19 protein-coding genes and 1 pseudogene are annotated in these 23,597 nt (G+C 44.6%); all 20 read left to right on the plus strand.

The genetic code is table 11. The features are described from left to right. Nucleotides 1-203: 203 nt before the first annotated feature. Nucleotides 204-2,129 carry a transglutaminase family protein gene (locus tag V7L97_RS05965; protein WP_333654187.1) on the plus strand — a complete coding sequence of 642 codons (1,926 nt, stop codon included), beginning with the start codon at nucleotides 204-206 and terminating at the stop codon, nucleotides 2,127-2,129. A gap of 41 nt (nucleotides 2,130-2,170) precedes the next feature. Next, nucleotides 2,171-4,594 (plus strand): DNA gyrase subunit A, encoded by a 2,424-nt coding sequence (gene gyrA, locus V7L97_RS05970; protein WP_333654189.1) that lies wholly within the window; start codon nucleotides 2,171-2,173, stop codon nucleotides 4,592-4,594. Further along, entirely contained in the window at nucleotides 4,595-4,768 is a 174-nt protein-coding gene (locus tag V7L97_RS05975) for a hypothetical protein (protein WP_333654190.1), read from the plus strand. 79 nt (nucleotides 4,769-4,847) lie between these two features. Then, nucleotides 4,848-7,817, plus strand: a complete 2,970-nt coding sequence (locus V7L97_RS05980) for an ATP-binding protein (protein ID WP_333654191.1) — start codon at nucleotides 4,848-4,850, stop codon at nucleotides 7,815-7,817. Further along, complete coding sequence (locus V7L97_RS05985; protein WP_333654193.1) at nucleotides 7,810-9,156, plus strand: sigma-54-dependent transcriptional regulator; 1,347 nt, start codon at nucleotides 7,810-7,812, stop codon at nucleotides 9,154-9,156. Before V7L97_RS05980 ends, V7L97_RS05985 begins: the two co-directional genes overlap by 8 nt. 169 nt (nucleotides 9,157-9,325) lie before the next feature. Beyond that, nucleotides 9,326-9,724, plus strand: coding sequence for a GntR family transcriptional regulator (locus V7L97_RS05990; protein WP_333654216.1), 399 nt, complete (start codon nucleotides 9,326-9,328; stop codon nucleotides 9,722-9,724). Beyond that, complete coding sequence (locus tag V7L97_RS12955) at nucleotides 9,721-10,038, plus strand: UTRA domain-containing protein (protein WP_442891769.1); 318 nt, start codon at nucleotides 9,721-9,723, stop codon at nucleotides 10,036-10,038. The genes V7L97_RS05990 and V7L97_RS12955 overlap by 4 nt, the downstream gene beginning before the upstream one ends. Before the next feature lie 304 nt (nucleotides 10,039-10,342). Beyond that, nucleotides 10,343-10,531, plus strand: coding sequence for a hypothetical protein (locus tag V7L97_RS05995; RefSeq protein ID WP_333654196.1), 189 nt, complete (start codon nucleotides 10,343-10,345; stop codon nucleotides 10,529-10,531). Nucleotides 10,532-10,619: 88 nt separating this feature from the next. Continuing rightward, a pseudogene (gene fdhF / locus V7L97_RS06000) lies at nucleotides 10,620-12,709 on the plus strand (formate dehydrogenase subunit alpha). Next, nucleotides 12,706-13,128, plus strand: coding sequence for a hypothetical protein (locus V7L97_RS06005; protein ID WP_333654199.1), 423 nt, complete (start codon nucleotides 12,706-12,708; stop codon nucleotides 13,126-13,128). The pseudogene fdhF and the gene V7L97_RS06005 overlap by 4 nt, the downstream one beginning before the upstream one ends. A gap of 103 nt (nucleotides 13,129-13,231) precedes the next feature. Beyond that, nucleotides 13,232-13,429 carry a hypothetical protein gene (locus tag V7L97_RS06010; RefSeq protein ID WP_333654202.1) on the plus strand — a complete coding sequence of 66 codons (198 nt, stop codon included), beginning with the start codon at nucleotides 13,232-13,234 and terminating at the stop codon, nucleotides 13,427-13,429. 28 nt (nucleotides 13,430-13,457) lie between these two features. Then, nucleotides 13,458-13,850 carry a 4Fe-4S dicluster domain-containing protein gene (locus V7L97_RS06015; protein ID WP_333654204.1) on the plus strand — a complete coding sequence of 131 codons (393 nt, stop codon included), beginning with the start codon at nucleotides 13,458-13,460 and terminating at the stop codon, nucleotides 13,848-13,850. 8 nt (nucleotides 13,851-13,858) lie between these two features. Further along, nucleotides 13,859-14,689, plus strand: coding sequence for an FAD/NAD(P)-binding protein (locus tag V7L97_RS06020; RefSeq protein WP_333654205.1), 831 nt, complete (start codon nucleotides 13,859-13,861; stop codon nucleotides 14,687-14,689). A gap of 189 nt (nucleotides 14,690-14,878) precedes the next feature. After that, nucleotides 14,879-16,783: a DUF294 nucleotidyltransferase-like domain-containing protein gene (locus V7L97_RS06025; protein ID WP_333654207.1), complete on the plus strand. Its 1,905-nt coding sequence runs from the start codon at nucleotides 14,879-14,881 to the stop codon at nucleotides 16,781-16,783. Then, the gene (locus V7L97_RS06030; RefSeq protein ID WP_333654208.1) at nucleotides 16,783-17,439 is read left to right on the plus strand and encodes a 3'-5' exonuclease; all 657 of its coding nucleotides are present in this window, start codon (nucleotides 16,783-16,785) and stop codon (nucleotides 17,437-17,439) included. The genes V7L97_RS06025 and V7L97_RS06030 overlap by 1 nt, the downstream gene beginning before the upstream one ends. Nucleotides 17,440-17,508: 69 nt before the next feature. Continuing rightward, a complete protein-coding gene (locus V7L97_RS06035) occupies nucleotides 17,509-17,769 on the plus strand; it encodes a DUF4212 domain-containing protein (RefSeq protein WP_333654209.1) in 261 nt (86 codons plus the stop codon). After that, nucleotides 17,770-19,782 (plus strand): sodium:solute symporter family protein, encoded by a 2,013-nt coding sequence (locus tag V7L97_RS06040; RefSeq protein WP_333654210.1) that lies wholly within the window; start codon nucleotides 17,770-17,772, stop codon nucleotides 19,780-19,782. 81 nt (nucleotides 19,783-19,863) lie between these two features. Then, nucleotides 19,864-20,139 (plus strand): YggT family protein, encoded by a 276-nt coding sequence (locus V7L97_RS06045; RefSeq protein WP_333654211.1) that lies wholly within the window; start codon nucleotides 19,864-19,866, stop codon nucleotides 20,137-20,139. 111 nt (nucleotides 20,140-20,250) lie between these two features. Further along, entirely contained in the window at nucleotides 20,251-22,227 is a 1,977-nt protein-coding gene (acs, locus tag V7L97_RS06050; RefSeq protein WP_333654213.1) for an acetate--CoA ligase, read from the plus strand. A gap of 93 nt (nucleotides 22,228-22,320) precedes the next feature. Continuing rightward, on the plus strand, nucleotides 22,321-23,597 hold a 1,277-nt coding region (hisD, locus tag V7L97_RS06055; RefSeq protein WP_333654215.1), incomplete at its 3' end, for a histidinol dehydrogenase.

A 23,597-nucleotide genomic window follows, 5' to 3' on the forward strand; every position in this document is an offset into this window, starting at 1 on the left:
TTAGCGATTCTCAAGTGTAAATTATGTGTCAGGTGCTGCGAAAAGACTTTAAACCCCGCACTTGTGCAAACTTTTATCCTGTATCCGTCATCTACGACATTGGACACTTGTTGGGTGATGCATTTATAATCTTTCAATTGCACATGAAACAGCACTTTTTAAAGGCTTTGAGCAGCGCCTGACACATAAATCGCACGGATTAGGTGAAAAGTAGTTCTAAAATAAAAATCGAAGTTATCGTAAAGATAATAACGTACATTATCGGACTTATAGGATTTCTATCTGTCTTTAAACACATAAGCTTCATCTATTCCGCAGCATTCATAGTCCTGTGTCTTTTAGCCGTTTATTTTGACTACAAAAAGAGCTTCCATATGCCGAGGTGGTTTTTAAACTTAACGGCGCTGGCAGTAATATTGCTATCACTCTTCAGATTAAGTCTCGACAACCCCGTTGTCTCGGCAGTAGAAGGACTGCTAATACTCCTTTCAATAAAATTTCTGGAAGAAAAAAAATTCAGGGACTATATGCAGATATATCTCATATCCCTGTTTCTGCTTTCGGGCTCTGCCCTGCTCACAATAGACATAGAATTCTCCATTTATTTCTTAATCATGATTTTCATGCTGGCAATATCTATAGTCCTCCTCACATACTACTCTCAGGAACCTGATTTAGAGCTGCCAAAAAGCACGATCATAAAAATTGCATTGAAATCCCTGCTCATACCCTTAATATCCATGCCCATGACCCTGTTTCTCTTCGTAATGCTCCCGAGGACAAGCTATCCGTTCTTTAATTTCCTGAACAGGGCAGAGAAGGCAAAGACAGGATTCACGGATAATGTGAGGCTTGGTTCGGTATCAGGCATTCAGGAAGATGCAACCGCCATATTCAGGGCGCATATGGAAAAGATCGATGAAAGACATCTCTACTGGCGCGGCATTGTCCTCGATTATTTTGACGGCGCATCATGGAAAAGTACGGATGGGGTTCGCGGGGGAGATGAAATCTCCACGCTAATCTTGAAGGGCGAAAAAGTCAGGCAGACAATATATCTTGAGCCTTATGAACACAGGTATATCTTTGCCCTCGATAAGCCGTATTTAATAACGCTAAACGATATAAAAAAATACGGTGATTTGACATTTTCTTTATCGAAAGAAGTGGATAAAAGGATAAGATACGATGTTGTGTCCATACTGTCTGATGCAATCTCCGAAATTGATATAGATAAAGAAAGGTATCTGCAACTGCCCGAAAACATTTCATCCGAAATTATGGATATTGTAAAGGGATTGACTTCCGGCAGGAATAGTAAGGAAGAAAACATAAAATCGGTTCTGACTTTTTTAAAGGGCGGAAATTACAAGTACTCCCTCCAGAACCTTCCGGTATCAAAGACCCCTCTTGAGGACTTTCTTTTTAAATACAAGCACGGCAACTGCGAGTACTTTGCATCGGCAATGGCTGTAATGTTGAGGATTTCTGGCGTGCCTGCGAGGCTTGTTGGAGGATACAGGGGAGGATACTATAATGACATCGGGAAATATTATCTTGTCCCCCAGAAAAACGCCCATGTATGGGTTGAGGCATATACAGATAAAGGATGGATAAGATTAGATCCTACTCCAGCATCCATTGAAGGCTTTGTATCTCCCCATAAAAGGGATATCCTGTTTAAGATAAGGCTCGTTCTGGACACAATCAATTATTACTGGAACGCCTTTGTAATAAGCTATGACTTTGAAAAGCAGTTATCCCTGTTCCATAAAATACAGTCCGGCATAAGAAAGCCCGAAATCAAACTATCCATAAATAAAGAAAAACTCATAAAGTATCTTGTTATCCCGGCTGTTTTGTCTCTATCTGTATTCATGCTCTATGTCCTCATTTCCAGCAGGAAAACAGAGGAAGAAAGGCTGATCGCCCTTTTTCTGAAGAAGATGGAAAGACATGGCTACAAGAAGGGAAAATCTGAGGGGCTTGAGGAGTTTGTTGCAGGCATAAGGGAAGAGGAGTTGAAACAGTTGGCATACAGGTTTGTGGAGGAGTTCGAGAGCCATTATTACAAGGACAGAAAGTTTACAAAGGAAGAGATAAATAGACTAAAGAGTATGTTAAAATAACAGGCTTAATAAAAGTTAGCAAAAAGAGAGGAATATTCCTTATGACACCACAAAATACATTCATAAGCATAGAAGAAGAGATGAAGTCCAGCTACCTCGATTACGCCATGAGCGTAATCATAGGAAGGGCCTTGCCTGAGATAAGGGACGGGCTCAAGCCTGTGCAGAGGAGGATACTCTATGCCATGTTCAGGGAGGGGCTTCTTCCGGGCAAGAAGTATTCGAAATGCGCAGGTGTTGTTGGTGAAGTCCTTAAAAAATACCATCCACACGGCGATACAGCAGTTTATGATGCACTTGTAAGGCTCGCACAGGACTTTAATATGAGATACCCGCTTGTAGATGGACAGGGGAATTTCGGCTCGATTGACGGCGATCCTGCTGCTGCATACAGATACACAGAGGCAAGGCTCGCAAAGATAGCAGAAGAGCTGCTGGCTGATATAGACAAAGAAACAGTAGATTTCACCCCTAATTTCGATGAGACAACAGAGGAGCCTGTTGTCCTGCCAACAATGATTCCGAACCTCCTCATAAACGGCTCTGCCGGAATAGCTGTTGGAATGGCCACAAACATACCTCCCCATAATCTTGGAGAGGTTGTGGATGGACTGATAATGCTCCTTGAGAATCCTGATGCTACAATCAATGACTTGATGGCTGTAATCAAAGGCCCGGACTTTCCTACAGGCGCAATGATTTACGGGACAGGAGGGATAGTTAAAGCCTACACTCACGGCAGGGGATTAATAAAGGTCAGGGCAAAGGCAAGGATTGAGAGGGAAGCAAAAGGCGGAGACAGCATAATAATCTCCGAACTTCCATATCAGGTAAATAAGGCACGGCTTATAGAAAAAATAGCAGAGCTTGTCCGTGAAAAGCGCATAGAAGGAATATCCGACATCAGGGATGAATCAGACAGGGACGGAATAAGGATAGTCCTTGAATTAAAGCGCGCCGAGGTTCCGCAGGTAATTCTGAATAACCTCTATAAACACACGCAGATGGAGTCCACCTTCGGAATCATAATGTTAGCCCTTGTTAATGGACAGCCGCACATACTCAATCTCAAACGGATGCTCGGACACTTCCTACACCACAGAAGGGATGTCATATTGCGCAGGACAAGGTTTGAATTAAGAAAGGCTGAAGAAAGGGCTCACATCCTTGAGGGGCTGAAGATTGCCCTCGACCATCTCGATGCGATCATAACCCTCATAAGGAATTCAAAGAACCCGGAAGAGGCAAGAAACGGATTGATGACAAAATATCCATTGACAGAGGTCCAGGCACAGGCAATACTGGATATGAAACTCCAGAGACTGACCGGCCTTGAGAGGGATAAGATTGTAAAGGATTATGAGGATACACTGAAGGAGATAGAGAGATTAAAGGAGATTTTAGGAAGCGAGAAACTCGTTTCGAAGATTATAAAGGATGAACTTGTAGAGATTAAGAATAAATACGGAGACGAAAGAAAGACAGAGATTGTAGCAGAGACTGCAGAGTTGACCATTGAAGACCTCATCACAGAAGAGGATATGGTCATCACCCTTTCGCACAACGGCTATATAAAGAGGAATCCGCTTTCTATTTACAGGAGCCAGCGTCGTGGTGGAAAGGGACTAACCGGTATGGAGACAAGGGAAGAGGATTATGTTGAGCAGCTCTTCATAGGCTCCACTCATGACTACATGCTTTTTTTCAGCAATTTAGGAAGGCTATACTGGAAAAAAATATATGAAATACCCGAGGCAGGAAGGACAGCAAAAGGCAAGGCCCTTGTTAATCTATTGCCACTGACAGAGGGAGAGAGGATAACAATAGCCTTAAATGTTAAGGACTTCAAGGAAGGATTCCTCGTGATGTTCACAAAAAAAGGCATCGTTAAGAAAACAGCACTCGAGGAATACAGCAACCCGAGGAGCAAGGGAATAATAGCAGTCAGCCTCGATGAGGGAGATGAGCTTATTGCTGTTAAGAGGACAACCGGAAAAAATGATTTAATCATAGGCACAAGGAGCGGGCTTGCTGCAAGGTTTAAGGAAGACGATGTCAGGGATATGGGAAGAACAGCAAGGGGTGTTATAGGAATAAGGCTCTCCGAGGGAGATGAGGTTGTATCAGCCGATGTGGTAGGAGAAAGAACAAGCCTGTTGACAGTCACAGAGAAAGGCCTTGGAAAACGGACAAAACCAGAAGAGTATCCTGTTCACGGCAGAGGCGGAAAAGGAGTCATATCCATAAAACTCACAGAGAGGGGAGGCAATGCAGTCGGCCTCCTTCAGGTAAAGGATGAAGACGAGATTGTCCTGATAACAAATTCGGGAAAATTAATAAGGACAAAAGCCGACAGCATCTCTGTTCAGGGCAGGAATACCCAGGGTGTGAAGCTCATGGACCTGGAGGCAGATGACAGGATCGTAAGCATCGGCAGGGTGGTAGAGGAAGAAATAAAGGAGTAAATGAAAAACACAGAAGTCTGGATATTCATATTCATCCTCGGTCTCCTTGGCCTTAACTGGCCATTGCTGGAGATATTCCACACCGATGTGGCCGAATACCTATTCGCCTTCTGGCTCATTTTTATAATCCTTATAGCATTTGCAGTCTACAGAACTGAAGACAAAAAAAGCTAAGCTTAGAGTTAATGAGTAAATGGGCATATGAGCATATGAGTTTTCACCCATTTGCTCATTTGCTCATTAACTATTTGATATGTTTGCATCATATAATCTTTTCTTCATAGTCCTGTGTTACCTCCTGCTCCTCTTTGCAGTTGCATATTATGCAGAGAAAAAGGAGAAGGCAGGGAAAAGCATAGTCAATAACCCTTACATCTATTCCCTGTCCCTCGCAGTTTACTGCACCTCATGGACATTCTACGGAAGCGTCGGAAAGGCGGCCACTTCGGGCCTTTCATTCCTCACCACATATTTAGGCCCCACACTCATGGCTGCCGTATGGCTCGTTGTCCTGAAAAAGGTTGTAAGGATAGCAAAGGCAAACAGGATCACAACCATATCCGATTTCATGGGTTCGAGATACGGCAAGTCCCTCTCACTTTCAACCCTTGTAACAATAGTTGCTGTGGTGGGAATCGCTCCATATCTCGGATTGCAGATAAAGGCAATCATAAGCACATTCACTATTATATCCGGAGAGGTGAAAGGCAGTGCTGCTGCAGGGCTCTTCATTACACTGATACTCGGCATATTCGCCATTATGTTCGGCGCCAGACGCCTCGATTCATCAGAAAAGCACGGCGGCCTTGTCTTTGCCATCGCCTTTGAGTCCATAGTAAAACTTATAGCCTTTGTCCTTGTAGGCATCTTCGTCACTTACGGGCTGTTTGAAGGGTTTAGCGACATATTCGACAGGATCAAGGATTCCGAGCATTCTGTTCTGCTCTTTCTCGGAACAGGCACAGAGACAGCCTATTTCGAGTGGTTTGCCCTCCTCTTCCTCTCAATGATGGCCATAATGTTTCTGCCCAGACAGTTCCAGATGGCTGTCGTGGAGAATTATGACGAGGCACACATAACAAAGGCTGTATGGCTCTTTCCGCTGTATCTTTTCCTGATAAACATATTCGTACTGCCCATAGCCTTCGGAGGGCTTCTTCTCGGAGGTGCAGGCAAAGATGCGGATTATTTCGTCCTTACCCTGCCCCTGAGTTACGGAAAACAATACCTCTCACTCCTCGCCTTTATAGGCGGTTTTTCTGCTGCAACAGGCATGGTAATTGTGGAGGCATTGGCACTGAGCACAATGGTCATGAACAGTATAATTATGCCCACACTCATAAATTTCCACGATGCACCAAAATTCCCTGCCATAGTTTTGAATATAAAGAGGCTTGTAATCCTCGGCGTCGTCTTCCTCGGCTATTTCTTTGCCACATCAATCGGAGAATTTTACAGCCTCGTGGATATGGGGCTTAAGTCCTTCGAGGCAGTGACACTCTTTGCGCCCGCATTTCTTTTGGGTCTTTACTGGAAGAGGGGGACAAAAATGGGAGCAATCGCAGGCCTTATTGCAGGCTTTACTGTATGGTTTTACACCCTTATAATGCCCGCACTCATCAAGGCAGGCATTGTAAAGGATATCGGGCTCATCGGACTTATGACCGGCTCTGAAATGCTCAATCCTGCAAGCCTCTTCGGAATAAAGGGTCTCGGCAAGTGGGGCAACTCCCTGTTCTGGAGCATGTTTTTTAATTTGCTGTTTTACATCGGTGTATCTGTATTTACGAAGCAGTCAAAGGATGAAGAGATACAGTCCCTTATATTCGTGGAGTCTTATGAAAAGGCAAGGGAGCTCGCCTACGGCAGTTCCTACACTGTTAATGACATAGAGGATATCCTTGCCCAGTATCTGGGCAGGCCGGAGGCAAGGGAGGCGATACATTCCTTCCTGTTAAAAAAGAAGAAGAAACAGGACGAACTCACATCAAAGGAACTCTTCGAGTTGAGAAACGAGGCTGAAAAGATACTGTCTGGAGCAATAGGTTCGTCCATAGCAGCGATCATATTCGAAAACAAACTCGTTCTGACAGAAAAGGAGAGAGAAGAGCTTTCTGAATCGATAAAGCATATTACCGAAAGCCTCAGGCTCTCCCGTCAGGAGCTGGCAGACGCCAACAGGGAACTATCCTATCTAAAAGAGTTCAGCGAGAATATCATAGAGAGCGCGCCTGTGGGCATTACCACGGTTGACTCTCTCTTGAGGGTCAAATACTGGAACAAAGAAATGGAGACAATTACAGGGATTAAAAAATCAGAGGCATTTAACAGCTCGATAATACTTTTATTGCCGTGGATTCCTGGCGATGTACTCCTGCAGAACGAACAAAACGAGATCACCTTCCAGACGCCAACGCATCAGACGTTTAAGATAAATATCAGCCCGTTTAAGGACCCATCCGGGTATCTGGCAGGCGGATATGTGGTTATCCTCGAAGATATAACAGAAAAGAAAAAAATGGAGGAGCAGTTGTTTCAGGCATCGAAGTTAGCCAGTATCGGCAAATTAACTGCTGGAATATCACACGAGATCGGCAATCCACTTGCATCAATATCCTCCCTCGTGCAAGAACTCATGGTACGGAAGCCGGAATCGAATGACGATACAGAATTTACGGAGAACTCCCTGAAAACTATAAACAGCCATATAGAGCGCATTGCAAGGATAGTCCGCAGCCTCGGAGACTTTGCACGGATATCATCCGTGGAAAAAACGGTTTCGAGCATCCCCGAGATACTTGATCGTACAATTAATCTGGTGAAATACGACAAGAGGTTTAAAGATATACATCTCGATACAGAAATAGGAGATATTCCCAGATTACTACTCAATTCTGACCAGATACAGCAGGTCTTTCTAAACCTGATGCTCAATGCCCTCGATGCCATGCCCGAAGGGGGAAGGCTCGATATTAAAATGGAAAGGGCTGGCAATTTCATCGAGATTATCTTCCATGACACAGGTGTTGGAATAGAGGAGTCTGTGATGGACAAGATATTCGACCCCTTCTTTACAACAAAGCCTTTTGGAAAGGGCACTGGATTAGGCCTGAGCATCTGCTATGGTATAATCAGGGAGCACAACGGCACAATCACTGTAAAAAGCAAAAGGGGAGAGGGAACGACATTTGTGATAAAGTTGCCGATACAGCCCAATGTCTGAGAGAATACTCATAGTTGAAGACGAAGAGACCCTGAGTTCATCCCTGAGAAGGGTATTTTTAAGGGACGGCTACGAGGCCGAAGTTGTTGACAATGCAGAGTCTGCCCTCGAAATACTCGATAAAGGCATTTATGACATCATAATAACAGACATCATACTGCCAGGAATCGACGGCATAGAACTCCTTAAAAGAATAAAGGAAAAGTTTCCTGACCAGACCGTAATAATAGTTACGGCATACGCCTCTTTAGAGACCGCTGTTGAAGCCCTCAGGGCAGGCGCTTACGACTATGTCGTAAAGCCCATCATACATGAAGAGATAAAGCAGATTGTAAAAAATGCCCTTAAACAAAGGGCACTTCAGGCAGAAAATGTCCTCCTCAAAAAACAGATAGAAAGGCAGTACGACTTCAGCAGGATAATAGGCGAGAGTTCAGCAATGCAGAAGATAATCACCGAGGTAAAGAAGATTGCAGACGCAAGGAGCAATGTGCTTTTACTTGGAGAGACAGGCACGGGCAAGGAGCTCATTGCGAGGGCTATACACTTTAACAGCAGCAGAGCAGACAAGACCTTTATACCAATTAACTGCAGCGCCATCCCTGAGAATCTCCTTGAGTCAGAACTCTTCGGCCATGTAAGGGGCGCCTTTACAGGCGCAATAACTTCAAAGAAGGGGCTTTTTGAAGAAGCAAACGGAGGCACTGTATTCCTCGATGAGATTGGTGATTTGAGCATCGGCCTTCAATCAAAGCTCCTGAGGGTGCTTGAAGACCATGAGATAAGGCCTGTGGGCGGGACACAGAGCATTAAGGTTGACCTGAGATTTATATCTGCTACAAACAAGGATATAGAAAATGCCATAAACGAGGGGACTTTCAGGGAAGACCTCTTTTACAGGATAAACGTGATTACCATAAAGCTTCCTCCCTTGAGGGAGAGGAAAGAGGATATAGAACTATTGGTAAGATATTTCATACATAAATATTCAAAGGAACTGGGCAAACCGGTGAATGAGATAGATAACGAGGCATCGAAGATCCTCAAAGCATACCACTGGCCCGGCAATATCAGGGAACTACAGAACATAATAGAAAGGGCAATCCTCATAGCAGAAGACGGAGTTATAAGGGCAGAGCATTTGCCGGAGGGCATAAAAACAGAAAGGTCATTTATACATGCAGCCCTCGGCGATAAACTCTCCATCGAGGACTACACAAAGGCGTTTATCCAGAAATACCAGGACGAGTTTAACGAGCAGCAGCTTGCGGACATGCTCGGAATTACAAGAAAGTCCCTCTGGGAAAAAAGAAAGAGATGGGGAATAGCAAGGGAATGAAAAATATATTTTGCAAGAAATTTTTTCCTTGACAGAGATAAAACCATGTAGTAATATCATGTCATAACCAGTTGGAGGTATTTCACAAAATGCATAAATTCCCCCGGTTCCAGGAGATGCTTCTGCTACCGTAAATAAACGATCTCCAATTCCAGCCTATAACCAATTAATAGACATTATTTACAGTCAGATAAGGAACAGGATGCTGCAACCCCATGATATGCTGCCTTCTGAAACAGAACTTTGCAAGGTGTATGGCGTAAGCAGAATTACAGTAAGGGAAGCTTTAAAGAAGCTGACACAAGATGGATTGTTATATGCGATTAAGGGTAAGGGAACCTTTGTAGCAGAACCCAAACTGGACCTTATGATAAAGATTCCAGACTTTTTTGAAGATATGACCGAAAGAGGATTGAAGCCCGAAGTGAAGATTTTAGACGTTAGGCGTATTAAGGCCAGTAAACTTGTATCAGAGAAGCTTATGGTGTCTCTAAACGAAGATGTATTTTGTATAAAACGACTCTTTCTTGCTGATAAAAAGCCCTATGTGCTTGAAAAAAATTCATAGTCTGTACAGATTGCAAGATACTCAATTCCCATATCTACGAAGACCCCACAAGTATCGAGAGTCAAGCTGTCTTTGATGTTTTAGCCGGAAAATGCCACATCTGTAATGAATACGCTGATGTCACCATCGAAGTAACAACAATTCGGTCCGATGAATCAAAGTATCTTCAGGTGCCTGCTGGCAGCCTGGCATTTTATGTCGATCTGGTAGCGTATAAGAAAGATAATACCCCTTGTGGATGGATTGCTTCGGTTATGCGAGGAGACCTCTATAGATTTAAGACGAGGGTCTCTAATTTTCCTATAACCAAATAAGGATAATTTTTTATTTTAAAACTTGTTATATCAAGCTATATCATGTAATGGTAGGAAGGAGGTGCAGGATCAAAGGGCGTCATTACTACAGGAGAGATACCGAGGATTCATTTATGGGAAGAATTAAATGTGTTCAGAATAAAAAGGGATGGCAAAACATTGAACGACAGGGTTCTCGATGACCAGGGCGTCGTGATAAATACTAAAAAAAGGACTTGTTATCATTGCAGGCTGCAGTCATGCCGGGATAATTAATACAATTGAGCAGGCTATAAAGATAACCGGGATAAATGACATCTATTGTGTGATAGGCGGCTTTCACCTGATAGGCCCTGGAGAAGCCAAGATTGAAAAAACGATAAGTGAGTTCAGACGACTTAATGTTAAAAAGATTGTTCCCATTCACTGTACCGGCTTTGAGGCAATAAAGAGAATATCCATAGAAATGCCTGACGAGTTTGAATATGGGACTGTTGGATGCAGAATATTATAAATTCTCCTGTTTTTTACTTTTCGGAAAATAAGCGAATCATGTCGCTATGATAAAGATATAGGGCATAAAGTTTGTTAAAATAGAAATTATGAACAAGGTTCTCACAGTCTGTCCATATTGCGGCTGCGGATGCGGCCTGCATCTCCATGTAGAAAACGGACAGATCGTAGGAGTTTCTCCAAGCAGATCCCATCCTGTAAACAGGGGAAGCCTGTGCGTAAAGGGCTGGAACGCCCATGAGTTTGTTGCACATCCTGACAGGCTGAAATATCCGATGATAAGGCAGAACGGGGAGTTTAGAAGATCAACATGGAATGAGGCATTAACTCTCGTAGCAGCACGCCTTGATGAAATAAAAAGGAAACACGGCCCTGACTCCATAGGCATCCTCAGTTCTGCAAAGTGCACAAATAAAGAGAATTACCTTATGATGTAGTTCGCGAGGGCAGTTCTTGGAACAAACAATATAGACCACTGCGCGAGGCTCTGCCATTCATCCACTGTGGGAGGACTTGCAGCAGCATTCGGTTCCGGCGCCATGACAAATTCCATAAGCGAGATTGCGGATGCAAAGGTACTCTTTGTAATAGGCTCAAATACAACAGAGCAGCACCCTATGATAGGAATGCACATGCTTGAGGCTGTTGACAGAGGCGCCACATTAATAGTGGCAGACCCGAGAAGGACAAAGATAGCAGAGTTTGCACACATACATCTCAGGCAGAAAAGCGGTACAGATGTAGCCCTTTTAATGGGAATAATGAATGCCATAGTGAACGAAGGCCTCGTGGATATAGATTTTGTGAAAAGAAGGACAGAGAACTTCGATACATTCGAAGAGGTTCTGAGGCGCTATTCTCCTGATGTCGTTGAAGGCATCACAGGGGTCAAGGCCGGCGATATACGCCGTGTGGCAAGAATCTATGCCATGGAAAAACGCTCCATGCTCTTTTATGCCATGGGTATTACACAGCATATAACAGGTGTTGATAATGTAAGGGCATGCGCCAATCTTGTGATGCTCACAGGACACATAGGACTTCCCATGTCAGGACTCAATCCTTTGAGGGGGCAGAACAATGTCCAGGGCGCATGCGATATGGGCGGGCTGCCCAATGTTTATTCAGGCTACCAGACAGTAACAGACCCGAGGGCAAGAAAAAAGTTCGAGATGGCATGGAGAAAAAACTCCCTGAAAGGCCCGGACTCACATTGATGGACATGATGGAAAGGGCATATGACGGCAGCCTGAAGGCAATGTACATAATGGGAGAAAATCCTATGGTTTCAGACCCTGACCTTAACCACTTAAGGGAGGCATTGGAAAGGCTCGAATTCATGGTTGTTCAGGATATATTCCCTAATGAAACATCGGAATATGCAGATGTGATACTCCCTGCGTCATCCTATGCAGAAAAGGACGGGACATTCACAAACACAGAGAGAAGGGTTCAGCTTCTCAGAAAGGCCATCGAGCCAATAGGAGAATCAAAACCCGATTGGGAGATTATCTGCGAACTCTCAAACAGAATGGGATATGAGATGAATTACAGAGGGACTTACGAGATAATGGAAGAGATCGCCCTCCTCACACCCTCCTAAAGCGGGATATTACATCACAGACTACAGGAAGGATTCGGCCTGCAGTGGCCGTGTCATGACATAAACCATTCAGGAACACAGTATCTTCATAGAAAGAAGTTTGCAAGGGGGCCCGGCACATTTATCACAGTTGATTTTGTTCCTCCTGCTGAGCCTCCTGACAGTGAATATCCATTCCTGCTTACAACAGGACGCATCTATTTCCGTTATCACACTGCAACCATGTGCGGAAGGACTGCTGTACTTGAAAGAGAAGAGCCCGAATCCTTTGTAGAGATAAATCCCGAGGATGCTGAAAGACTGGGCATAAGGAACAGGTCTATGGTCAAGGTGAGTTCAAGGAGGGGCGAAATCGAGCTCAAGGCATATGTTACAAATAGAACGCCAGAAGGTATTGTCTTTATACCATTCCATTTCAGAGAGGCTGCAGCAAATATCCTCACGAATCCTGCAACAGACCCCGGAGCAAAAATACCTGAATATAAGGTTTGCGCGGTAAGGGTTGGGTCTCTCGCCAAACCCAAGAAGGTCAGAAGAATTCCTTCAGTTGATTTGGAGGCTCTGAGGATTACATGAACCCCGTTAGAAGTTCACAAAACAAAACATCAGCTTCATCAGGAGATTCCTCTGCCACAAGAACTTCTAACGGGGTGAAAGGCGAATTCATTCTTGACAAAAACAACCTCTCCTATTGGCTCAGACAGCTCAGGAAGAACAGGGAGCTTATCGGGCCTTTGATGAAAGGCGGTAATGATATTGTCTTTAAAGGTGTTGATAAGATACACGAGATTGTTCTTGACTGTCCATCATCACTGCCATCGCCAAAGGAATTCCTTTTCCCTCAATACGAGCCAATGCTCGAATATAAAGAACAGAGTCAAGGGGCAAGGGACAAAGGTCAAGAAGTAGTTGATCTGACAGATAGAACAAAACGGGTCATATTCGGCGTAAGGTCATGCGACATCTCTGCACTCGCACTCTTAGATAATAGATAAATTCTATCTCGAAGGCCATAAAGACCCTTATTATGCAGAGAGAAGAAGGAATACCCTTTTCATATCCATTGTATGCAACGATCCTGACCCCACATGCTTCTGCATGGGACTCGGGACAGGCCCCTATTTAGAAAAGGGGTTTGACGTACAGATGACAGACCTCGGAGACAGGTACTTTGTGCAGATAGGCTCTCCTGAAGGCGCAAAAACAATAAACTCCATGTCATTTCTTTTCAGAAAACCTAAAAGAGCAGATTATTCAGTACGAAGCCTTTCTCAGCTCAAAGGCAAGGTTCCATAAAAGAATAAACCTGGAAGGCATAAGGGAGATGATCCTTTCAGGAAAGGTAAAGGACGACTTCTGGCAGTGGGTTGCCGGCAGGTGCTTTGAATGCGGGGGTTGTGTATATGATTGCCCCTTTTGTACCTGCTTTACTGTTACAGACAGGGCATATTCTGAAGGAACTGAAAGGATAAGGCTGTGGGATACATGCATGTTCAAGGGATTTACACGGATGGCCGGAGGTATTCTGCCCAATGAAATAATGGTTAAAAGGACAAAGAGGTGGTATTATCACAAGCTGATCCATTATCCTGAAACGCTGGGCGGTTTCGGGTGTGTTGGGTGCGGAAGATGCACCATAACATGCCCCGGAAAGATCGATATGGCCTCCATCGCAACAAAGTTAAAAGGTCTTGTTATTAGCGAGGAAGAGGAGTAAAAGGCAGTATGAAAAATAACAGGACGAACGAGAATGTATACATACCCCTGAGCGGCAAAATAGAGGAGATCACGGAACTCACAGGTGATGTGAGACTCTTCAAGGTAAAGACAGGGGCTTCTATTGATTATGTTCCAGGACAGTTCTTTATGGTCTCTTTCTGGGGTGCGGGCGAAGTCCCGATATCCGTGGCATCCCTGCCTGAAAAGAATGGGACAATAGAGCTATGCATTAGAAAGACGGGTGTTGTAACCTCTGCAATCCATTCCTTGGAGACAAGACAAACCATCGGGTTGAGAGGGCCTTACGGAAATGGCTTTCCCATAGATATATCAAAGGGAAGAGATGTGGTCATGGTTGCAGGTGGAATCGGCATTGCACCCCTTAGACCCCTTATAAAACAGTTTATAAAGAATCACAATGAGGTCGGTAAAGTAACCCTCCTTTACGGCTCAAGAACACCAGATGAGATTATATTCCGGGATGAAGTAGAAGAATGGGAAAAGGCCGGAATAACAGTTGTACTGACTGCTGATAAGGGAAGTGACAAATGGAATGGAAGCGTGGGACTCGTGACGGGTCTCTGGCCTGAGGTGCGCACAGGCTTTAAAAGGGCAGTCGCTTATATATGCGGCCCTGAGGTAATGATTAAGGCTGCCATGAGAGACCTGTTCTTTCTCGGCATGCCTGATGAGAAGATAATCACCACCCTCGAATCTCATATGAAGTGCGGTGTCGGCAAATGCGGTCATTGCTATGCTGGTCCCAAATACATCTGCACAGACGGCCCTGTTTTTTCTTATAGGGAGATCAAGAACCACTCCATGCTTATTCCTTAATTATCAACTGATTAATAATTGTAACTTGCCTTTGCTACACAAAGTAACAAAAATCTGCCCTCTATTACTTTTAGTTACAAGGCTTAACAGAACAGCCCCGATTCATTTTTGCAAGTCCTTGATTTAATTGTATTTTAAATTATAAAATCTGGCATTTCATTTGCTATAAATTCTAACCTTGGAGGACATATGTATTTTGAGGACATTAAAAAATTTCTGAAGAACACCCCGCCTTTTCAATTTCTGGACGATGCTGTATTGGACAGTGTTGTCAACAGCATATCAGTGGATTTTTATCCGAAAGACACCATTATCCTTAAACAGGATGGACCTCCCAGCGACTCCCTGAGGATAATAAAAAAAGGAGGAGTCAGGGTCTCCATAAAAACCGACAGCGGTGAGGACGTGGTAATAGATTACCGGGGTGAGGGAGAATCCTTCGGATTAATGTCCCTTATGGGCAACAAACAGAAAACAACTGTAACTGCTGTAGATGATACAGTCTGCTATCTGCTTGCAAAGGAAAGGCTTCTTGAGCTTATAGATTCCACTCCGGCATTTACCGAATATTTCCTGCAGTCCCATTTCTCAAAGTATATAGACAAAACATACAGGGAGTTGCACGGCAAGAGCCTGTTTTACGGCAGCAGCGACCATGTCCTTTTTACAACCCGTGTTGGCGATATTGCCTTAAAGGATGTGGTGAAGGTGATAGAGGGGACGCCCATAAAAGAGGCTGCAAGGGTCATGGCAGCCCATAAAGTAAGCTCGGTGATAATCGTGGATAAAAATAATCTTCCAACAGGCATTGTAACGGACAGGGACCTCAGGGAAAAGGTAGTTGCAAAGGGCCGGGATGTCACAGAACCTATAGACAGCATAAAATCCCTGCCCCTTATAAGGGTAGATGCAAATGATTACTGTTTCGAAGCTGTCCTAAAGATGATAAAGCACAACATCCACCATGTGCTTGTGATAATGGATGGAAACCTGAGAGGGATCTTGACAAACCACGACCTCATGCTCCTTCAGGGCAAATCCCCCCTCTCCTTTGCAAAGGACATAGAAAGCCAGACAACCATAGATGGGCTGGTGCCGGTAGCAGAGAAGATAAATAAGATAATAGGCCTGCTTCTGAAAGAAGGGGCAAGGGCAGTCAACATAACAAAGATAATCTCGGAACTCAACGACAGGATTATAAGAAAGGTCCTCGAAATAGCCGAAAACAAACTCGGCAAGCCGCCTGTTTCCTATTGCTGGATTGTGTTCGGAAGCGAAGGACGAAGAGAGCAGACCTTCAGGACAGACCAGGATAATGCGATTATCCATGCCGATATGGCGGATGAGACGAAAAGAAAAGAGGCAGAGAAGTATTTTTCTGATTTCTCTGTATTTGTGAGGGACTGCCTTGTTAAATGCGGCTTTCCACTCTGTCCTGCAGATAACATGGCGAGCAATCCCGAGTGGCGACAGCCTTTGAGCATATGGAAGAAATACTTTTCAAAATGGATATCGAGTCCGACCCCCGATTCTGTGCTTAAATCCCTGATATTCTTCGATTTCAGGCCTCTCTATGGACAATTTGACCTTGCAGACGAGTTGAGGGCATACCTCAACAATGCATTAAAGGGACAGAAAATATTTCTTGCAAAAATGGCAGGGGTAATAACAAAGAACAGGCCTCCACTCGGATTTTTCAAGGCCTTTATCGTGGAAAAGAGCGGTGAGCATAAAGACGAGCTGAATCTGAAGGTTAACGGCATAGGCCCGCTTGTGGACATTATAAGGCTCTTTGCCCTCGAGTCCGGCGTGAATGCAACATCCACTATCGAGAGGATAGAGGAACTCAGGGACAAAAACCCCGTAATCAGGGAAATGGGTAATGATCTTGGACAGTCATTTGAGTTCATAAACCATCTGAGGATACACCACCAGATGGAGCAGATAGAGGGGTCTATTCCTCCTGACAATTTTATAAATCCTGCAAAACTGAGCAGCCTCGAAAGGAAATCCCTTAAAGAGGCATTCCATATCATATCAAAAATTCAGGAAGCCATTATAGATCAGTACGGTCCCGGAATGGTGGGTGGATAATGCTTACTTTGTTTAAAAGAAGGGTTGCCGAGTATCCGAAGGAGCTGCTCGATATTCCCATAAATGAGGCATGTTATGCGGTCATTGATACAGAGCTTACAGGCCTTGACCCGAAACGGGACTCGATAGTATCCATCGGCGCGATAAAGATGTCTGGCATGAGGATAAAGCTTGGAGAGGCATTTTACAGGCTTGTAAAGCCACAGACAGCCCTTACCTCGGACAGCGTTGTAGTTCACGGCATCACGCCTTCAGAGGTGGAAGAAAAACCTTACATAGGAGGCGTAATTCCTGAACTTATGAATTTTTGCAAGGAGTGCGTGCTCGTGGGTCATTTCATCCATCTTGACCTCATGTTCCTTAACAGGGAAATAAAGAGATTTTCAGGACAATCCCTTGATAATCCTGCTGTCGACACATACAGAATACACGACTGGGTAAAACATCACAATGGGGATTTCAGCAGGCAATATGGAGATAACGGAGAAAAGGATCTATTTTCACTTGCGAAAAAATACAAAATTCAGGTATCCGGGGCGCACAATGCCCTGATGGATGCCTTTATCACTGCGCAGCTTTTCCAGAGGTTCTTGAGCCGCCTGCCGCAGCTCGGCGTAAGGACGGTAAGAGACCTCTTGATAATAGGAAGACCTTAAGGGGGAGGAGGTGAGAACAAAAAATCTCAAATCTCAAATTTGAAATTAAAAACCTAAGAAGGAGGAGAAATGATCGAAAAAGAAAAACTTGAGGCTTACTGGAAAGAAAACCAGAAACTTACTGCAATAACCCTTGCAATATGGTTCATTGTCTCATTCGGCGCAGCGATAATGGTAAATGCCCTGAATAACATATCAATTATCGGGTTCCCGCTCGGATATTACATGGGTGCACAGGGCTCTCTCATTGTGTTCGTCCTGCTCATTGCAAACTACGCAAAAAAGATGAACAGGATCGACAAAAAATACGGTGTTGAGGAGGAGGAGTAAATGGCAGAGAAGAAAGATGCATTCACGCAAAACCTCGGTAAGATTTACGGTATTTACACAGGGGTGTTTATTGCCTTTGTTATAGCCCTCGGAATAGCAGAACAGATGGGGCTGCAGCCGAAGTACATTGGCTGGATATTCATGGCCGTTACCATAGCTGTTTATGCTGCAATAGGCATCATGTCGAGAACCACAAAGATATCCGAATACTACGTTGCAGGTAGAAGGGTCCCGGCATTTTTCAATGGCATGGCAACAGGCTCTGACTGGATGTCTGCTGCATCCTTTATAGGCATGGCTGGAACAATATACACATTCGGATATGACGGACTTGCCTATGTTATGGGTTGGACGGGCGGCTATGTCCTGCTGGCAGTTTTCCTGGCTCCCTACCTGAGAAAATTCGGCCAGTACACCATCCCTGACTTTCTGGGTACAAGGTATGGAGGAAATGTCGCCCGTACCATTGGTATTATAGCAGCAATTATCGTGTCTTTCACCTATCTCATAGCACAGGTCACAGGCGTAGGAATTATCACAAGCCGATTCCTCGGGATCTCTTTTAATGTCGGCGTCTTCGTAGGTCTCGCAGGCATCCTCGCATGCTCAATGCTCGGCGGCATGAGGGCTGTTACATGGACACAGGTTGCACAGTATATAATCCTTATCATTGCCTATCTCGTTCCTGTTACTGTTATGTCCTATAAGACCACAGGCGTTCCTATACCGCAGATAATGTATGGGCAGGTGCTCCAGAAGATAGATGCAAAGGAAAAGGAGATTATTGCAAGCCCGAAAGAGCAGGAGGTCCGAGACCTATGGAAAAAGCGGGCAGGTGATCTCGATGCAAAGATAAAGGCACTTCCTGCAAGCCTGGATGAAGAAAAGAAATCCCTTGAGGCAAGGCTTGCTGCCCTTCCTGCAGATGCACCTTCAAAGGACAGAGAGGCCATACAGAAGGCCATAAAAGACCTCCCGAAAACGCCCGAAGAGGCAAAAGAAAAGTGGACAGAGGCAAAGAAGGCAGCAGCAGACAATGCCAAGACGCCTAAACCTTATATACAGCCCTTTGCAAGAATAGATATGAAGAACATGCTCGCCCTCACCTTCTGTCTCATGGTGGGTACTGCTGGCCTTCCTCACATTCTTATGAGATACTATACAGTGCCATCTGTTAAAGAGGCGCGCTCATCTGTTGCATGGTCGTTATTCTTTATATTCCTCCTCTACTTTACAGCACCGGCCTATGCAGCATTTGCAAGGAATGAGGTGCTCACAAATGTTATCGGGCAGGCAGTAGCCACATTGCCGGGATGGGTCAGTTCATGGGCAAAGGTAGGCCTTGTTTCGGTCAAAGACATGAACGGTGACGGAATACTGCAGTTTGGAGAGCTTTTGTTGAAGCCTGATGCAATAGTGCTTGCAACTCCCGAGATTGCAGGCCTTCCCTATGTAATAGCAGGCCTTGTGGCAGCAGGAGGTCTTGCAGCAGCACTCTCTACTGCTGACGGATTGCTCCTGACTATTTCCAATGCACTTTCACATGACCTCTATTACAAGATAATCAATCCAAAGGCATCTATCCTGAGAAGGCTTACGATTTCAAGGACGCTGCTTGTTATAACCGCAGCCATTGCAGCCTATGTGGCAACATATAAACTCACTATTATCGTCGAGCTTGTGGCATGGGCATTCTCCCTCGCAGCAGCATCGTTCTTCCCTGCCCTTGTTATGGGAATATGGTCGAAGAGGGCAAATAAAACAGGTGCTGTTGCTGGCATGATAGTGGGGCTTGGAATAACCCTGTTTTACATGATCGGCAGCAGGTTCTTCGGTCTTAACTGGTGGGGAATAAAAACCGTATCTTCTGGAATATTCGGTATTCCACTCGGTTTTATCACTATCTGGATAGTGTCGAGACTCACTGCTGAGCCGTCAAAAGATATGCAGGAATTCGTGGAGAGCGTCAGATATCCTAAAGGCGCAGTAAAGGCAGAAGGATCGCTGGAGTAAGAGAAATGGAGTGCTGGAGTATTGTATTCAAAACACTGCTCCAGCACTCCAATACTCCAAAAAGGAATATTTGGGCGATAAATGATTGCATGGCTGATACTGATACAGATAATTAACTATACCCTTGCCCTTTTCATGTGGCTTATTGTTGGAAGACTTGTCTTGTCGCTTTTTAGGGCTAACAGGGAAAACTTTATAATGGCATTTTTTATTAAATTTACAGAACCGGTTTACAAAATTACACGAAAGATTGTACCCTTTGCAAAGGAAAGCTGCATTCCATGGATCTCGATTATTTTGATTGTAATAGTCCGTCTGGCCTTTGTTATAATCTTAAGGTCGGGGACTTATAAATAAAATGGACTTTAAGGCGGCAAATGAGTTAATGGGCAAATGGGTGAATGAGTAAATGGGTTAAAAAACCTCATATACTCATATACTCATTAACTAATAAAAACGGAGGTATTTATGACTGAAGCAGGTAAGATTGATGTATTAATGGCTGAGAAAAGGATATTTCCGCCATCAAAAGAATTCAGTGAAAAGGCCCATATCAAGAGCATGAAGGAATACGAGCAGATATACAAGAGGTCTATAGAAGACCCCGAGGGCTTCTGGTCGGAGATGGCTGAAAAGAATCTGATATGGTTCAAGAAATGGGACAAGGTCCTTGAATGGAGCTTCGAAAAACCGGAGATAAAATGGTTTGCAGGCGGCAAATTAAATGCATCCTACAACTGCCTCGACAGGTTCATAAACACACCAGTAAGGAACAAGGCTGCCATCATATGGGAGATGGACGGCGGAAGCTACAGGACATACACGTATCAGCAGCTATATTACGAGGTCAACAGGTTTGCCAATGTGCTTAAGAAGCACGGTGTAAAAAAGGGAGACAGGGTAACCATATATCTGCCGATGATACCTGAACTTGCAATAGCAATGCTCGCATGTGCAAGGATAGGAGCAATCCACAGCGTAGTATTCGGAGGATTCAGCGCGCAGGCATTGAGGGACAGGATCCAGGACTGTCAGTCAAAACTCTTAATCACTTCAGACAGGGGAGTCAGGGGCGGAAGATCCGTTCCCCTTAAGGCAAATGCAGACGAAGCACTCCATGAATGCCCCACCATAGAGAAGGTAATAGTGGTAAAAAGAACAGACCCTGCTATAGACATGGAACCGAGCAGGGATATTTGGTGGCATGAAGAAATGAGCGCTCCTGATATAGCAAACTACTGCGAACCTGAATGGATGGACTCTGAAGACCCGTTATTCATCCTTTACACATCAGGCTCTACAGGAAAACCAAAAGGTGTCCTTCACACAACAGGCGGATACATGCTCTTCACAAACCTCACATTCAGATGGATATTCGACTATCACGACGAAGACATTCACTTCTGCACCGCCGACATAGGATGGGTAACAGGACACAGCTACATTGTTTACGGGCCATTGAGCAACGGAGCAACGAGTTTAATGTTCGAAGGTATTCCAACATATCCCAATCCCGGAAGGTTCTGGGAAATCTGCGACAAACACAGGGTAAATATTTTCTATACTGCTCCAACTGCAATAAGGGCTCTCATGAGGGAAGGAGAAAGCTGGGTAACGAAACACGACCTCTCATCCCTCCGACTGCTCGGAAGCGTTGGGGAGCCAATAAACCCCGAGGCATGGATGTGGTATCACACCCATGTTGGCAGGGGCAAACTGCCCATTGTGGACACATGGTGGCAGACAGAGACAGGAGGAATACTCATAACACCCCTTCCGGGTGCAATGACATTGAAACCGGGCTCTGCAAACAGGCCATTCCCCGGAGTAGTGCCATCAGTATTGAAAGAGGATGGCTCCCCTGCTGGTGTTAACGAAGGAGGATACCTTGTAATAGAAAAGCCATGGCCCGGAATGATAAGGGGAACATATGGAGACACTGAAAACAAGAGAGTCAAAGAGGTCTACTTCTCAAGATTCCCTGGAAAATACTTTACAGGAGACGGTGCGAGAATAGATGAGAATGGCGACTACTGGCTTATGGGAAGGATAGACGATGTCATCAATGTCTCAGGACACAGGCTCGGCACTGCAGAGGTCGAGTCAGCACTTGTCAGTCATGAGGCGGTTGCAGAGGCAGCAGTGGTCGGCTTCCCGCATGAGATTAAGGGTGAAGGCATATATGTTTATGTAACTCTCAAGGAAGGACAGCAGCCATCTGATGAGCTGAAGAAGATACTTGTGGGGCATGTAAGGACAGTAATAGGCCCGATTGCAACTCCTGACAAGCTCCAGTTTGCGCCTGGACTCCCAAAGACAAGGAGTGGCAAGATAATGAGGAGGATACTGAGAAAAATAGCAAAGGGTGATGTGGAGGATCTGGGAGACATCTCCACGCTTGCCGACCCATCGGTAGTTAATGACCTGCTTAAGGGAAGACTTTAAAAATAATGGGTGAATGGGTATATGGGTATATGAGTTGCCCATTCACTCATTCACCCATTTACCCATCCACTTAATATGATGTAATTCATCACCATGAAAATTCTAAAGAACAAAAAAGAAATATCAGCATTCCTTAATCTCCTCAGGAAAAGGGCGTTGGGTGTCAGTCCGGAGATAGAAAAGGCAGTAAAAAGCATACTTTTCGATGTGAGGAAGAACGGTGATTCTGCAGTAGAGAAATACACCCGCAGATTTGACAAACACGACCTTCCTCTAAGGCTAAAAGCCTCTGATATCGCAAAGCGTGCAAAAAAGGCAGACAAAAAGATAGTAAAGGCATTGGAATTGTCAGCCAAAAGAATATGGGATTTTCACGAGAGACAAAGGGAGAAATCATGGTCGTTTAAGAAAGACGGTGCATTGCTTGGACAGATAATCAGGCCTATCGAAAGGGCAGGCGTGTATGTTCCCGGAGGAAAGGCATCTTATCCCTCAACAGTGTTAATGAATGTCATCCCGGCGCAGGTAGCCGGTGTTAAAAATATATGCTTATGTGTTCCCACTCCCATTGGAGAAACAAATCCTTATGTTATGGCAGCAATTGAGATGCTCGGCGTTAAAGAGATTTGCAGGATTGGAGGCGCTCAGGCAGTCGGCGCTATGGCATACGGCACAGAGAGCATAAAGAAAGTGGATAAGATAGTCGGCCCCGGAAATATCTATGTTGCCCTCGCAAAAAAAATGGTCTTCGGAGAAGTTGATATCGATATGATTGCAGGTCCGAGCGAGATATTGATAATCGCTGATGAGACAGCAAACCCGAAATTTGTTGCTGCTGATATGCTAAGTCAGGCAGAGCACGATGAGCTTGCATCCAGCATATTGATAACGGACTCAGAAGTCCTTGCAGGCAATGTAATTCAGGAATTGAATATTCAACTTAAGGGTTTAAAAAGAAAGGATATAGCAAAGAAATCACTGAAAAGATTCGGGGCTATAATCAAGACAAAGAGCATTAAAGAGGCCGCAGATATAGCAAATGAGATTGCGCCTGAGCATCTTGAATTAATGACGCTACAGCCTGAAAAAGACATGGAAATGATTAAAAATGCCGGTGCTGTATTTTCAGGCCAATGGACACCCGAACCTCTCGGAGATTATTCAGCAGGCCCCAATCACACTCTGCCTACAGGCGGTACAGCAAGATTCTCGTCTCCTCTTGGAGTTTATGATTTCATAAAAAGAACGAGCCTCTTGCAATTTGACAAAAAAGGGTTTATGCTTTTATCAGATACTGTAGAGGCAATTGCCGACGTAGAGGGGCTTGAGGCACACGCCAATACAATTAGGATAAGAAAGAAGTCAGCACT

Source organism: Dissulfurispira sp., assembly GCF_036745535.1.
Lineage (GTDB): Bacteria > Nitrospirota > Thermodesulfovibrionia > Thermodesulfovibrionales > Dissulfurispiraceae > Dissulfurispira.